This is a genomic window from Vibrio natriegens NBRC 15636 = ATCC 14048 = DSM 759 (assembly GCF_035621455.1).
GTDB lineage: Bacteria > Pseudomonadota > Gammaproteobacteria > Enterobacterales > Vibrionaceae > Vibrio > Vibrio natriegens.
In genome coordinates this window covers 1,694,989-1,708,952 of record NZ_CP141822.1, presented here as the reverse complement: position 1 = coordinate 1,708,952, position 13,964 = coordinate 1,694,989, and the positions used below count along the sequence as shown (strand labels likewise).

Here is a 13,964-nt window from a genome sequence, read left to right as displayed (position 1 = left end):
AGCAGAAAAACGAAAGGTTGGAGCGAGTGGGGGCCAAGTGCTGAACTCGGAGTCCAGCTAATTGAGTTTGTGGGCAATGTTGTTTAATAGGCTCTCTCGCTGCGCACGAGGTACATTCATCACATCTTGATAGGTTCGTTTCATAACGCGAATGTCATTTTCCAGCAATTGAGCGAGCTTTGTTGCGGCTTGAGCGTTATTTCCCTCTAACAACAGCTCAATGATCTCGACGCGTCGTTGGCAAGAGGTAGTCACAGAGGATTGAATATGCATGGATACCAGATCGGTGGCTTTGCGCAGACGGTTGTGTTGCTGCATGATACTCAACAAAAAACGATTACCCGAGCAAGCGGCGAGTAGTTCGTGAAATTCAGCGCTTAAATTAAATAGCTGGCTTGCCGTTACGGTTTGTGGTTCGGCAATGGCTTGTAGGTGACGGTCCAGTAGAGCTTCAAGTTTATCGCGACCCAGCTTCCAGCTTGGTTCGAGCAGACCTGCGGGTTCGAATATAAGGCGGCATCGATAGCTTTCTGTATGCCTGTCGAGTGTATTCAGCACACCTTCAAGTTGCCACTTGTAGCCTGGACTTCGGTGGAGGATCGCGTCACTTTCCAGCAGTCGCAGAACATTTTGTATCTCACCTCGGTTGGCGTCATAACGCACTTGAAGCTCTTTCTCTGATATAGGGCACTCCAGCTCACCAAAAAACAGATCCATAAGTACTCGAAGATAAAGTTTCTCTTCACGGGATTGCTGATTGGTGTTTTTTCCCATCTCCGCAATATTTTCAGCGTCGATGAGTAGCACAAAACCTTTGTTAGGAACCGCTTTAGTGATGCCTTGATCGGCCATATATTTAAGCACGGCGCGGATTGGTGTTCTTGATACGTCGAACTGCAACGCTAAAGACGATTCATTCAAACTACAACCAGCCAGCGCATTGTCTGCCTTTAGTTTTGCAATAACTTTGAATAATAAGTCTTGTTGGAGTCGTGTGATTGCTGTCGTGCCCATAGAGTGAAAACGCGGTTGGTACATTTGTCTTCATGGTAAACACAAACGCATTTGATTGCTATAAATTGTGTTTTCGCAGCATAAATACAAAGCTTCAAAGCAGTGAGACGTCGAGAATAGTGAACTGAACATTATCGTTATTCCGACCTGTGGCATAGGAATACTCAACGTTACACGTAACGACAGGTGAAATGTGCGGAATGATATAGTAGGTTGAGTTACGCTACTTTCTGGTTTTACTCAATCTTATGCCATGGTCACGGAGGACATTGTTTTATGGCTGATATTTGTTGGACCCAGTTTCGCCACACGCTTCATAAATTTCCGGAGTTATCCAATCAGGAAACAGAAACCGCGCATCGCATTATGGAACAATTCCGCCATTTTGCACCGGATAAAGTCGTCACCGGCCTTGGTGGAAGTGGTTTGGCTTTTATTTACCAAGGCAATAAACCGGGACCGACGACACTGATTCGTTGCGAACTGGATGCGCTACCGATTGATGAGACGAATACCTTCGATCATCGCTCTGTTCACCACGGTGTTTCTCATAAATGTGGACACGATGGGCATATGGCGATTGTATCCTCGTTGGGGGAGATACTTAATCAAAACCGTCCTGCCAGTGGGAGAGTGATTCTTGCTTTTCAACCTGCGGAAGAAACGGGAGAAGGGGCGATCAACATGGTGAATGACCCGAAGTTTACCGATATGATGCCCGACTATGCGTTTGCTCTGCACAACTACCCCGGTCTGCCTCTCGGACACGTCGCCGTAAAATCCGGCCCGTTTAACTGCGCCTCGCGGGGAATGATCATTCGTTTGCAGGGCAAAACTTCACACGCGGCACACCCGGAAAATGGTGTAAGTCCGGCTATGGCGATGTGTAATATTATCTCGCAACTGAATACTCTGCCCGAATCTCTTAGCGAGCGCTGCTGGGTAACAGTGATTCATGCAAAATTAGGGGAAGTCGCGTTTGGCACTGCTCCTGGGGAAGCGGTCGTGATGGCCACACTGCGTAGTGAAAGTAATCAGACGATGCAAGCCTTAGTCGAAGCAGCAAGCGCATTGGCCGAGCAAAATGCAGACAGCTATGGATTAAATTGGTCACTGGAATGGCAGGATGTATTTCAGGCCAGCGTGAACTCGCAGCAGGGTTGTGAGCTCGTCGTGCAGGCTTGCCGCGATACTGGGACGGCTTATACGTTGCTTGATGAGCCAATGCGTTGGTCAGAAGATTTCGGTCAGTTTACCCAAGTCGCGAAACAGGGCGCCATGTTTGTATTAGGTTCAGGTCGAGAGAGTCCGCAGCTGCATAACCCTGATTATGATTTTCCTGATGAGCTGACCCCTGTCGGGCGAGCGATTTTCTTCAGCCTGATAGAAAGGATTAATGGGTTCTAGGTACTGCACTCGAACGTGTTGATGATCAAACGAACTGACTTTGTCCATGCATCTCGTGTGAATATCGGTAATTAAGCGTGTTAGGAAACTCAGACACGCTTCTGTCCGTCGTTTGAGTCGGCGAGCTTTTACCTGATAGTGTTAAGATTACTGTAAACTTAGAAAGGTATCATTCTCAAAATGGTAATTTTCTTAACAAATATTATTTGTGCAATTAAATCGAGTAAATATATAGACTTATTTGGTTAGACAAGCTAGTTTAAATAGAATAGTGCAACCAATTGCTTAGTGTTTTATATGAACAAACGCAGCCATTTATTAGTCTTTTCCTCTAATATTGTCACCTTACTGGCGATCAATGTTTGCATTGCGTCAATTTTAGTAATGACTAATGTATATGGGCCTCATGCTACTAATGAGAAAATTTATTGGTTGCTATTGATCTATGTAATTACCGGTGTACGTTATTGGGTTCATTATGGTATTTCTAACGACAACCAATATAAATTAGACTTTCATTTTATTGGTGTCACTGTCTCAGCAATTGCATGGGCTGCATACCCTTATATATTTCATCAAACAATGACGTTAGAAGAAGTCATGTTCACATTAGTCATTTTTTGTGGGATGTCGGGCGGTAGCGTCACATTACTCTCTGTTGATCGACGTTCCGCTCTGGTGTACGTAGCTATTACCATCTTTCCATACAGCTTTATATTACTTACTGGAAACGATGTTACGCTAAGAAACTTTGGGGTAATGGGGATAGTTTATGGAATTGCACTATGTTTGACAGCCATAAGAAGCGCCAATTTTGTTTACGCATCAATCGATAATCAAACTAAAATTGAAAGCTTAGTATCGAGCCTTGAAAATGAGGTTGATTCTAGGACCAGTAGAATACTTACATTAGAACGTCGTGATATGCTTTCCGGGTTATATAACCGAAATAATTTCGCCCCAGCGATTGCTATAAAACGCATTAATAAAAACAATCCTGCACTACTCAATAGCTTTATACATGTTGATATAGAGAATCTGCATCTTATTAACGATAACTATGGTCATGAGTATGGTGACTTTATTATTTCGGAAGTTGGTGAGATATTATTAAATAATGATAAACTTCACGGTTCAATTTCTGCTCGGTATGGGAGTGATGAATTTATTATCCATACTTACGTTTTTTCAAAAGTAGAGTTAGAACAATTTATTAATAATTTAAAGAAACAGATAACCGTGTATTTTCAGTCAGGAAGTATTCGTGTTAAACCGGACTATCATATTGGCTATTACATTTGTGATGATAGCGTCCCAATCAATACTGCGATCAGAAATGCGTATTTGGCTGTTAGTCATGGCAAAAGAAATAACTTACGTGTTAGTTGTTTTGGCAAGAATATACAAGAAAATTATGAACGAAAAGAGTATCTATGTGAAGCTATAAAAAAAGCGATTAACGACAATAGTTTTTATATGCAATATCAGCCAATAGCAAGCGTCAGAGATGATAAAATACACTCTTTTGAAGCATTAGTTAGGTGGGATTTAAAAGGGCAACGCGTCTCGCCTGACGAATTTATAAAGGTGGCTGAAGAGTATGGATTGATAATCGATCTTGGGCGGTTAGTGTTAAAAATGGCTATTGAAGCGTTAGCTGCTGTCAACAAGATGCATCCGTACATTTCCATATCAATCAATGTTTCGGTTATTCAGTTCGAAGATGAAACCTTCTTGGATAGTTTAAAACTGTTCATTTCTCAGTATTCGGTAAATCCAAACAATGTTCATTTGGAAATCACAGAAACCGCAATGATCACGAATATTGAGAAGCTAACTCAAAGTATTTTGAGTGCAAAAGAGATCGGTGTGATGATTTCAGTCGATGACTTTGGAACGGGTTTCTCTTCTATTTCCGTGCTTAGAAATTTAAAAATAGATTATATAAAAATCGACAAATCATACATTGATAACATTTGTCTGCATGAAAAAGAACAAAGCATAGTCTCTGCGGTGACTAAGATGGCTCATACGATCGGTACTAAGGTGATCGCAGAGGGTATTGAATCACAAGAGCAGCTAAATTCTATAGCACAAAACGACATTGATTTTTACCAAGGCTATCTTTACAGCAAGCCCGTATCGTATCAAGAAATGCTCTCGTATTGCCAAGACCCCCGAAAGCAAGCTAGCGAATCTTTCCTTTCTTGGACGAGTTCACCTTACACGAGTTGATAGGTCTGGGTGAAGGCTAGATGAGCACCATAAAGAGAATTGCGGTTATTGGGTCCCGTGGTTCAGGAAAGCCCACATTTTTATCCTTGCGTTGCTCGCGCTCGGTCCAGCGACTAAATAATTAAGTTTTGAAATCAGTCGCAACATCTAGCTTATCCTTTCAGGCGAATGACTTGATGGCCTTAAAATTCCAATAGCATATATTTAGTGGGGTTTTTATGGAAAAGGCAGAATTCATCCGGTTGCACTTGATTGAAAAAGGTGTTCCCGTGGACTTAACTAAACCAACAATATTTGTTTGGCCAAAATACAAAGACCTCTCGAAAAAGCCACTAGTATTCCAGTCGCTAGTAAAAGTGTTTTTAATGGATAGCTTACTTTTGGGGCCACTATGGGGAGCGTTCATGTGGGTATTTTCTTGGCATAAACAGCCTGAACATTGGAGGTTCTATCTTATTGGCTTCGCCTTGTTTGGTATTTTAATGGGATTTATCACCATATTTAGAATTATCAAGGCTAGAAAGAGTTTGGGTGAAAACAACTGGGAAAACTGGTGTAAGCGAAACTACGAGTAACGCACTATGCCAAGCGTTTAAGATGATTTCTAACGCTTGGTATCTTCAATTCTAAGTGGTGTTAGCTTGCTCGCAAACAGTAGTACCAAAAGTATGCTTCTAGAAATAATGGTCTGTTATTGTTGCAGAATTTATCTGCATGGTATCCGAGATGTCGGTTCTCAACATTATTCTCGTTAGTATTTTTTTATTGAATTTGTCTATAGATTGGTTTGAGCTGGAAAGTGCGAGAACCTCGTGCTTGTGTGTTTCATTTCTCGTTTCATGGACGTTTATTCTTGACGAAATGACCTGGCTGCAATCAGGCACTTACAAATGTGCTGAATGGATAAAAACCTTTTTTATTGCCTATATATCCTGTGAGGTGACTGTAATTGTCAACCTGATTTATATGTTGGCGAATAAATATAGTGTAACCTCAATGTCTTGGTATACTCCGTGTTTATTGCTAGCTGGATACTCACTCTACCAAAAGGTATATAAAGGTTAGAGTTTGCGTTGCGCACGTCTTCGCTAAGTATTATGTTCGAGAGGAATTTGAATGTTCAGGGAAACAACGAAGGCTGATTTTGAGTTATTTTGGCCAACCTTTTCAGCCGTTATTCGCGCTCAGGAAACCTACGCGTTTGACCCAGAAATGACGTTGGAAGAGGCTTACCGCATCTGGTGTGAAGTTCCGTTGAAGTCGTACGTTTATGTAGAAAATGACGTGATTTTAGGTTCCTACTACCTGAAGCCTAATGCTATGGGCCCAAGCAATCATATTTGTAATTGCGGCTATATGGTTGCAAGCGAAGCGAGAGGGAAAGGTATCGCTCGCAAGATGTGTGAGCATTCGCAACAGCTAGCCGAAGAACTTGGTTTTGAAGCGATGCAATTCAATTGCGTTGTCTCGACGAATGAAGTCGCGGTTAAGCTCTGGCAAAAACTTGGCTTCAGTATAATTGGTACGATACCTAAAGCCTACAGACATGGTCGTTTGGGGTATGTGGACAGTTTAGTCATGTACAAATGGCTCAGACCATAACAATCAGGGCTAAGCATGAATCCTGAGTTATTGGGAAGTAGGGTGACGTTAAGGGCGATCACAGCGCACGATGCAGACGATCTGTTTGAAATATATGGTGATTCTCAAACAATGGAGTTTGCTTCCGATGCTGTTTTTACATCGCAAGACATGATTCAGCAAATGTTGGAGAGCGTCGCCCGTTTAGAGAAGTCAGGTGAATCATTAGAATGGGCAATTGCCGATAAAAGCACCAATAAAGTGATTGGTACTTGCGGCTTACACACTTTTAGTGATAGTGGTCAAGCATGTGAGGTAGGTTGTTTACTTAATTCGGATTACTGGCGGCAAGGCTATATGTCTGAAGCACTCAGTGTATTGTTTTTACATGCCAAATCGCTGGGAATTACAAAGTTATATGCAGATATAGATGATGGTAACTTTCGTTCTCGGGCGTTGTTTAAGAAGCTGGGTTTCAATAATCAAAATGGCCAGTTTCAACTCACCATTTAAGTCAGCCTTTGAGCAGACCTGAAAGCGACTGAAGGAATTTAAATGAGTCGCAAGGCTGATGAGCATATAGATGAAGTAAAGCCTCGTATGGCAATCCGAGGCTTACGAAATCATTGTTTAAACCAGTTAGCCTTGATTATACAAATTCGAGCGAGCGAACCACTTTACACGGATTACCTACGGCCACACTGTTTGCTGGGATAGACTTATTTACAACGCTTCCAGCACCAATTGTGCTGCCTTTTCCTATCGTTACTCCAGGCAGAATAATGCAGCCTCCACCAATCCAGACGTCATCTTCTATGGTAATGGGTTTTGCTTGTCCAATATGTTCTTTACGTTCGCGAGGGTCTAGTGGGTGAATGGCCGTATAAATTTGCACATTGGGCGCAATAAAAACGTTGTCACCAATCGTCGTTGGACAACAATCTAACAGCACAAAGTTATAGTTAATAAAAACGTTGTTCCCAAGCGTTGTGTTGATGCCATAGTCAACTCTTAAGCCTTTCTCTATATGCACGTTTTCTCCCACGTGCTTAAAAATACTTTTGATAACCTGTGTTTTTTCTTCCGTCTGGCGAGAACTTAGCTGGTTGAAGTGATCCGTTTTATCTCTGGTTTGATAGCGTATTTCTACTAGTTCAGGGTCGTTAATTAAGTACGGCTCCCCAGCCACCATTTTTTCGTAGTCCGTCATTCACATAGCCTCGTGATAAATTATTTAAGACAGTATAGAGAAGGCTTCAGAACTCAGACATGAACTAAATGGCTGTAAATATGTAGCATTTCGCTCATTTAAAAGGGGTAATAATCAAGAAGAGGCGAGTAAGTTTATTTCAGAAAGAGAATAATTAGCGTGTTCAACAGTTAATAATCGCGCTTCTTATCGATAGAACTATAATTAGCCAATATAAAACAGTATAGGTATGGTTATTATGGCTATTCGAAGAATACATTCCGTAATTCTATTGATGACTATCTTTATCTCTCCTGTGGCTACGTCAAGTGATATGGGGGATGACAACAAGGCGAAAGGAAAGTACTTGGTAACAATAGGTGGTTGTAACGATTGTCATACCGCTGGTTATGCACCGAGTGGTGGAGCCATACCCGAGTCTCAATGGCTACTTGGCGAACAGCTCGGTTTTCGAGGGCCATGGGGAACCACTTACCCTATAAACTTGCGAGAGTACATTGGTAATCTGAGTGAATCAGAATGGGTAGCCACAGCAAAAGAGCTCAAAACCAGGCCTCCGATGCCTTGGTGGATTTTAAATACCATGACAGAAGATGACCTACGCGCTGTCTACCAATACGTTAAGAGTTTAGGAAGTGTAAAAAATACGGTTCCATCGTTTGTGCCTCCTGAAGAGGAACCGAATCCACCATATATTCAATGGCCACAGCCACCAGAGTAAAGCCGCTCGATAAATTATCGCGTACAGTTATCCGATGCTCGGTATAACAAGATTAAAAAACGGCACCCTTAGATTGAGTGCCGTTTGTTATTTGGACTGAAATGTTAAAGCTGAGTTTATTAAGCGTTCAGAACAAACTTTTCGATAGCTCTTGCCACACCATGGTCATCGTTACTTGCCGTAATGTAGTCGGCGATCTTTTTGGTTTCTTCCATGGCGTTTTCCATCGCGATGCCTAAGCCCGCAAATTCCAACATATGATGATCGTTTTCTGCGTCACCCATACAAATCACTTCTTCCGGTTTAATAGATAAGTGCTCAGCAATCGCAGCAATACCAATGCCTTTATTACTTAATGGGTTAAGAAATTCCAGGAAGTATGCCGCGCTCTGAACGACGGTAAATTTGTCACGCATTTCCGAAGGCAATGCAGCAATGACTTCGGTTAGCTTGCTTGGCTCTGCAACCATCATCGCTTTGATAATTGGGTGGTCATCTTCCAGAGATTCAAAGCACATTTCGGTGACATTAAGGCCGTTAATTTTTGCTTCAATATCGGTGTAAGGGTTGTTTTCGTTCGTGATCAACCCGTGAACCTGACTAAACGCATGCACATAAGCGCCGAGTTCTTTTGCTTTTTGAGCGACCAACTTCGCTGCTTTACCGTCAATGATTTGCTGGTGGATGATTTCATTTGTGCCAATGTTTTTCACCATTGAGCCGTTGTAGTAGAGAACGAAATCTTTGTCTGAACGAATGTCCAGTTCATCTAACTTATCTTGCATGCCATCGATTGGACGACCAGAGGCCAAAACAACGGTTACGCCTGCCTCTCGAGCTTTGGCGATCGCTTGTTTGTTCTCATCTGAAATTACTTTTTCGCTGTTTAACAACGTGCCGTCCATGTCTAGGGCGATCAGTTTATACATGTTACTTACCTTAAAATTCAAAATTGCGGCGTGATTTTATTAACAACCTTTTATTAACAACCACTAAAACGCGTCCTGCCTATGAAACTACAAAATGGTCTATTTTAACAATTAATTTTTGGTTTGAATTGACCTAGACACAGCTCTCCATTAAGGTCTTCGCCTCGAAGTATTATGAGTGAGTGAGTTCTACGTTGTATAAGCTAAATGAGATGTTTGAAACCATCCAAGGAGAAGGGGTCTTTACTGGCGTTCCTGCTGTTTTTGTTCGTCTTCAAGAATGCCCGGTTGGGTGTTCATGGTGTGACACGAAACAGACCTGGGAGGCGGCAGAAGAGGACCAACGTTCGATTGGTGATATTCTGATAAAGACGGAAGATTCTCCGACGTGGTGTGTTGCAACGGCAGAAGACATCGTAGAGCAATATAAGAAGCAAGGTTTCAACGCAAAGCATATCGTTATTACTGGTGGTGAGCCGTGTATTTACGATTTACGCCCGTTAGCACAAGCGTTTGAAGACATGGGTTGCCAGTGCCAGATTGAGACCAGCGGGACGTCAGAAGTCGTTACGACAGAGAAAACCTGGGTGACAGTGTCACCAAAAGTGGCAATGAAAGGCAAATTGCCCGTGCTGAAAAGTGCATTGGAAAGAGCGAATGAAATCAAGCATCCGGTAGGAACTCAGAAAGATATCGACCATCTTGATGAGCTATTAGCGTCCGCTGAGATTAAACCGGAGACCATCATTGCTCTGCAGCCGATAAGCCAGAAGCCTCGCGCGACTCAATTGTGTATTGATACCTGTGTTGCTCGTAATTGGCGTTTGTCGATTCAAACTCATAAATACCTAAGTATTGCTTAAGCTCGGAGAGTAACATGAAAAAAGCCGTCGTTGTTTTTAGTGGAGGGCAGGATTCAACTACCTGTCTTGTTCAGGCACTGAAAGAATTTGATGAAGTACACGCGATCACTTTTGACTATGGTCAGCGTCACAAACTCGAGATCGAGGTAGCTCAACAGGTAGCGAAAGATTTGGGTGTTGCAGCGCATAAAGTGATGGATGTGGGCTTGTTAAACGAACTGGCTATTAGCTCTCTGACTCGTGATGACATTCCTGTCTCGCATGAACTGCAAGAAAATGGCCTGCCGAACTCGTTCGTTCCTGGGCGCAACATTCTGTTTTTAACACTAGCGGGCATTTATGCCTATCAGATTGGTGCAGAGACAGTTATCACTGGCGTTTGTGAAACCGACTTTAGTGGCTATCCTGACTGTCGTGACGACTTCGTGAAAGCAATGAATGCCGCTTTGGTAAAAGGTATGGATCGTGAGTTGACGATTAAAACTCCATTGATGTGGCTGAACAAAGCGGAAACCTGGGCGCTAGCTGACCAGTATGATGCGCTGCAACTGGTTCGCGAAAATACGCTTACTTGTTACAACGGCATCATCGGCGATGGTTGTGGTGATTGTCCATCCTGTGATCTGCGTAAAGCAGGTTTAGAGGACTACCTGAATAACAAAGACGCGGTTATGCAGTCATTGGTTGAAAAACAAAATTCCGAAGCTTGATACATGAGGGATAACTCCAGTGAGACTGGTATTATCCCTTACTCAGGTTGATAGGCTGGTCGTAAGCATCGACAAGCACATTGCTGCCGCCGCTTTTTGCCTGAGATAGCGCTTGGTCTAAAATCGAATAAAGTTCATCAAAATGAGTTAATGGATTTGATGTCGCGAGATAGGCCAAGCTTGCTGTCACAACGACTTCTTCATTTTTTTCTGTTTTGATGCTTAGTTCTGATATCGTTTTGTGTAGACTCTGAATTCGGAATGGGACATCTATTTCATCAACATTCTTAAGTAGCAGAACAAACTCTTCACCACTTAAGCGCCCAATAAAGTCATCTTTGTTCAACTTCGTGCTGATTTTCTGACAAACCTGCTTGAGTACCAAGTCTCCTGCCGGATGTCCGTAAGCATCGTTAATTGACTTAAAGTTATCTAAATCGACCAACGCGAGGACATAGCGTAATTCTCCGTCTGTTTTTGTTGCCTGTCTCTTTATCGTTTCAATACTGGTGGAACGATTCAAAGCGCTGGTCAAACTATCTAAACGCGCCTTTTTCCTAGCCTGTCGCTGCACGACAAGTGTCAGTATGAGTAAAACCACCAAACAGAAAACAATAAAGTTATAGATGGTTTTTTGTTCTGTAAGTTTCTCAAATTCAGTTTGTTTTAGATTGCGCTCAATGTTTAAGCGAGCAAGATTAAGATCGTACTCATACTCATTTTTGGTGAGGTCCAGAGCTTCCATCGCTTTCATGTTTTTTGAATCACGATTTGCCAACTCTAATGTTGAATACGCTTCGTAATGTAACAAAGCGGCTTGAAAGTTATTCAGGGCCTGATAAGCCTTAGAAAGCAGCAGTTGCGCCTTGGCTTGCAGTAATGGCCGTGAATTGTCCGTCGATAATCTTAGCGCGGAATTAGCGTGCTCAATCGCAGTCTTTGCATCCAAACTTTTCAGGTATGCAAAACCTGCGGCTAAGTGCGCTTCGGTTTGAAGATGGTTGTTTTCGTACCGTTCACCAAGCCCCAAAGCTTGATTAACATACTTGAGCGCCTCTTCCACATTGCCAGATTCGGCTTCAGCTGATGAAAGGCCAAGATAAACTAAACCTTGACCGTATGGATACTCAAAATGCTCTAAGATAGTGAGTGAGTTTTTATAGTGTGTAATGGCTTTATCAAAGTCTTTAGCTTTAGCATACATGGCAGCAAGGCTGTGCTCGACCTGTGCTACTTCGACTGGTGTGCCATCTTGTTGACGAGCAAGCAGGGCCTGTATTAGATATTGTTCAGATTGCTCAAACTGCCCGAGCTCTGCCAATAAATTACCAACATCGTTATAGACTCCAGACGGGTCGCTCTGATAGGGCATATTTGCAAGAAGTCGGCGGTATACGCTTATCGATTTTTCATAATCGCCACGAAAATTGTAGTTATTGGCGATGACGCGAAGCGAGAGATCTTTCGGGAAGTTCTCCTGATGCTTATTATCAAAATGGCTTTCTAACGATGAGCAGAAAAAATGCGCTTTGTGGTAACGCCCTTGTTGATTCAAGGTGTAACAAAGTTGGTAATTCATCAGGGCTTCACCCTCGATGCTAGCACTTTGTTTCATCTTATTTCTTAGCGAGATAAAGCTCTTTACCGACGCATCATAGCTGCCTTGTCTTCGCTCATTTAAAGCGAGAATGTATTCGGCTTCGAGCGTGGCAAACGCATTGTTTCGCCCTTGGCTATTCCCATAATAGGGCTGTTTCATGTTAGACATGTATTCATAAATCAAACCACTTACATACAGCTTCTCACTGTCATATTTTGCGGTGTGATAGCGGCTTTGAAGCAGGCTGAGCGCTGACTTGGCATTGGTTTTTAATGTGGCCTGATAAACTGAATGCCATTGAGTAACATTCTGATTTTGTTGGCTGTAGTGAGGGTGGCTATAGGCCGGACTACAAAAAAGCAAGAGGCAGAGCAGGAGATACAGCGTGCGCATATTATGATGTTATCGATATTACTTTTGTATGGATAGATTACTCATTATCTACTGAGTTGTATGAATCAGTGAAGTATGTAAAGGCGAAAAGAGTGACAAAAACTATGCGCTTTGTCGATATTTGGAGTGAAAGCTATAAAAATACTAAATTAAAAGACCCCAGCTTTGTGGGCTGAGGTCTCATCAATTAGTCTACATAAAGTTTTGCTAGATCTTGTGGTTCCATTTCTTTGCCTTCTAACTGCGCGTTCCAGTTAGTGCCAACAAGAACACCATCTTCAGCAAGAGTAAGAAGCCAATCTTCTACAAAAATATCCAAAGGAATTTCCAGGACATCGAAATCAGCCCACTCTTCAACGTTATGTGCTTCTGCATCTTCTTTCGATGACCAGAAAGGCATAACTTCACTATTTTCGAATTCAGTCGAATCGCAGGATAGCCAACCTTCTTCGTTACGCAGACCCCAAACTAACTGGTTTTCTTTAGTTTCGGACACGAAAAGGTCAAGGTTTTCTTGGATATCTGATGTAAGTTTGCTCATTTCAAAACTCTCATTGTTATGACGTAGCTAGGTTAACATTAAAGGGCGGATTCCTAAAGCATAATACGGTTTGCATCGTTGCTAAAAGGAAAGGAGCCGAAGCTCCTTTGTTTAATTTAATGGTGGCAATATTCAGGTTAGTTCTTTGGTAGCGTCGTAAAGACTGTCCACTCTTTTTTTACTTCGCCTTTATACCCGATCACGGTTGCCGTCACTCGTCGGTTTTGAGCATGACTTACTTCATCGGTTCCTGATGTTGCCAGAACAGTATCTCCGTAGCCGACGATAGTCACTCTTTCAGGGCTTATTCCGTTACTCAGCAGCTTGCTTCTAACGTTATTTGCGCGTCGTTTAGAAAGGTCCAAGTTGTGTTCTGGCGTACCTGTACGGCTCGCGTAACCCTGAATTTCAATAGAGGTCTCAGGATACTCTTTCAAAAAATTAGACAACTCGTATATCTGCTGCGAAAACACAGGGTTGATGACATCTGAATCATTGGCAAACAGAACTCGGAGCTGCATTTTCTCTGATGAGTTTTCATATTCACCACAACCATCGTTGTCTATGTCAGAACCTTCTGGTGTACCCGGACACAAATCCCTTTCGTTGATCACACCGTCACTATCATCATCAAGGTGATCGGCACTCTGCTCAGCAATAGGTGTATCCATGTATTCATATTCGTCACCGTTTTCATCTGGTGAAGAACTACACGCAGCCACTGCGAATGATAGTGCAATAATAGTTATGTATTTCATAA

The 13,964-nt window shown here is 42.5% G+C and carries 14 protein-coding genes; 8 read left to right on the top strand and 6 right to left on the bottom strand.

Features of this window, described 5'->3' with window-relative positions; genetic code table 11:
• Positions 1-57: 57 nt before the first annotated feature.
• On the bottom strand, positions 58-1,014 hold the full coding sequence (locus VER99_RS07775; protein WP_024372961.1) for an FCD domain-containing protein: 957 nt from the start codon (positions 1,012-1,014) through the stop codon (positions 58-60).
• Positions 1,015-1,290: 276 nt separating this feature from the next.
• On the opposite strand from VER99_RS07775, the gene VER99_RS07770 reads away from it, so the two are divergent.
• The 5 genes from VER99_RS07770 (at position 1,291) to VER99_RS07750 (ending at position 6,750) form a co-directional block, all read left to right on the top strand.
• Positions 1,291-2,421: an amidohydrolase gene (locus tag VER99_RS07770; protein WP_020336332.1), complete on the top strand. Its 1,131-nt coding sequence runs from the start codon at positions 1,291-1,293 to the stop codon at positions 2,419-2,421.
• A 297-nt stretch (positions 2,422-2,718) separates the two neighbouring features.
• On the top strand, positions 2,719-4,656 hold the full coding sequence (locus tag VER99_RS07765; RefSeq protein ID WP_020336331.1) for a putative bifunctional diguanylate cyclase/phosphodiesterase: 1,938 nt from the start codon (positions 2,719-2,721) through the stop codon (positions 4,654-4,656).
• A gap of 218 nt (positions 4,657-4,874) precedes the next feature.
• Positions 4,875-5,231, top strand: a complete 357-nt coding sequence (locus tag VER99_RS07760) for a DUF6404 family protein (protein ID WP_020336330.1) — start codon at positions 4,875-4,877, stop codon at positions 5,229-5,231.
• A gap of 541 nt (positions 5,232-5,772) precedes the next feature.
• On the top strand, positions 5,773-6,258 hold the full coding sequence (locus VER99_RS07755; RefSeq protein WP_020336328.1) for a GNAT family N-acetyltransferase: 486 nt from the start codon (positions 5,773-5,775) through the stop codon (positions 6,256-6,258).
• Between the two features lie 15 nt (positions 6,259-6,273).
• Positions 6,274-6,750, top strand: coding sequence for a GNAT family N-acetyltransferase (locus tag VER99_RS07750; protein ID WP_024372962.1), 477 nt, complete (start codon positions 6,274-6,276; stop codon positions 6,748-6,750).
• Positions 6,751-6,886: 136 nt separating this feature from the next.
• On the opposite strand, the gene VER99_RS07745 is transcribed toward VER99_RS07750, so the two are convergent.
• Positions 6,887-7,447: a sugar O-acetyltransferase gene (locus tag VER99_RS07745; protein WP_020336325.1), complete on the bottom strand. Its 561-nt coding sequence runs from the start codon at positions 7,445-7,447 to the stop codon at positions 6,887-6,889.
• Between the two features lie 238 nt (positions 7,448-7,685).
• Here VER99_RS07745 and VER99_RS07740 point away from each other — a divergent pair, with 238 nt between their 5' ends.
• Positions 7,686-8,168, top strand: coding sequence for a c-type cytochrome (locus VER99_RS07740; protein WP_020336323.1), 483 nt, complete (start codon positions 7,686-7,688; stop codon positions 8,166-8,168).
• 119 nt (positions 8,169-8,287) lie between these two features.
• Here the strand turns inward: VER99_RS07740 and VER99_RS07735 are convergent, their stop codons facing one another.
• On the bottom strand, positions 8,288-9,097 hold the full coding sequence (locus VER99_RS07735; RefSeq protein ID WP_014231921.1) for a Cof-type HAD-IIB family hydrolase: 810 nt from the start codon (positions 9,095-9,097) through the stop codon (positions 8,288-8,290).
• A gap of 212 nt (positions 9,098-9,309) precedes the next feature.
• On the opposite strand from VER99_RS07735, the gene queE reads away from it, so the two are divergent.
• Together queE and queC are read left to right on the top strand one after the other, a co-directional pair.
• On the top strand, positions 9,310-9,960 hold the full coding sequence (queE, locus tag VER99_RS07730; protein WP_020336322.1) for a 7-carboxy-7-deazaguanine synthase QueE: 651 nt from the start codon (positions 9,310-9,312) through the stop codon (positions 9,958-9,960).
• A gap of 14 nt (positions 9,961-9,974) precedes the next feature.
• The gene (gene queC, locus VER99_RS07725; protein ID WP_014231919.1) at positions 9,975-10,670 is read left to right on the top strand and encodes a 7-cyano-7-deazaguanine synthase QueC; all 696 of its coding nucleotides are present in this window, start codon (positions 9,975-9,977) and stop codon (positions 10,668-10,670) included.
• Positions 10,671-10,701: 31 nt separating this feature from the next.
• Here queC and VER99_RS07720 read toward each other — a convergent pair whose 3' ends face one another.
• The 3 genes from VER99_RS07720 to VER99_RS07710 form a co-directional block, all read right to left on the bottom strand.
• On the bottom strand, positions 10,702-12,663 hold the full coding sequence (locus tag VER99_RS07720) for a tetratricopeptide repeat-containing diguanylate cyclase (RefSeq protein WP_014231918.1): 1,962 nt from the start codon (positions 12,661-12,663) through the stop codon (positions 10,702-10,704).
• Between the two features lie 187 nt (positions 12,664-12,850).
• The gene (locus VER99_RS07715; RefSeq protein WP_014231917.1) at positions 12,851-13,204 is read right to left on the bottom strand and encodes a DUF2750 domain-containing protein; all 354 of its coding nucleotides are present in this window, start codon (positions 13,202-13,204) and stop codon (positions 12,851-12,853) included.
• A gap of 137 nt (positions 13,205-13,341) precedes the next feature.
• Complete coding sequence (locus VER99_RS07710) at positions 13,342-13,962, bottom strand: OmpA family protein (RefSeq protein WP_014231916.1); 621 nt, start codon at positions 13,960-13,962, stop codon at positions 13,342-13,344.
• Between the last annotated feature and the right edge of the window lie 2 nt (positions 13,963-13,964).